General features: G+C 62.5%; 1 protein-coding gene. It reads left to right on the top strand.

All coding sequences use genetic code 11. The features are described from left to right. On the top strand, nucleotides 1-546 hold a 546-nt coding region (locus K7W03_RS27550), incomplete at its 5' end, for a transposase (protein ID WP_226870572.1). Nucleotides 547-753 lie beyond the last annotated feature (207 nt).

Raw genomic sequence — 753 nt, 5'->3', positions numbered from 1 at the left:
GCCCTCCGCCCTTCACCGACACCCCAACAACCGATTCTCATCTTGATTGTCGCTACGCTCGCATCCTGTCAGTCGCCGCGCACGGTCGACCTCGCTATCCCGATGTTCGGCTACAAGAACCACATCGGCATCGACAGGACCCATGGTCTGATCCGTACCTGGGACGCCAGCGCCGCCAATGCTCACGATGGTGCACGACTGCCCGATGTGGTCAGCAAGGACAACACCGGCTCGGGGGTCTGGGCGGACACGGCCTACCGGTCGAAGAAGAACGAGGCGTTCCTCGCCAAGGGGATGTTCACCAGCCACATCCACCAGAAGAAGCTGCCGCGCCGGCCGATGCCCGAACGCATCGCCAGGGCCAATGCAAAACGATCCGCCGTGCGTTCGGCGGTCGAGCACTTGTTCGCCGGGCAGAAGCACCGCATGGGGCTGGTCGTGCGGACCATCGGCATCGCCCGCGCCCGCATCAAGATCGGGATGGCCAACCTGGCCTATAACTTCCAGCGTCTTGCCTGGCTTGAGGGGCGTCCTGCGCCCGCATGACGCAAAAACCGGCCCCTGCAGCCGGTTCCGACACGGAAATCAGCGGATCAGCACCCAAAAACCGGGGCTCACCGTCAATTTGCGCGCCTTCACGTCGCCATCATGCCGAAATCAGACGGTTCTTCGAGATGCGGTCATTGGGTGCGATTCGCCCCATATTGAGCATCCCCTATCGAGGAGGAAAGCCATGACTGCCTATGCCGCGCT

The organism is Sphingobium sp. PNB (assembly GCF_019873065.1).
GTDB lineage: Bacteria > Pseudomonadota > Alphaproteobacteria > Sphingomonadales > Sphingomonadaceae > Sphingobium > Sphingobium fuliginis.
Note: the sequence above shows the minus strand (reverse complement) of the source record. Positions and strands in the feature narration are given on the sequence as shown.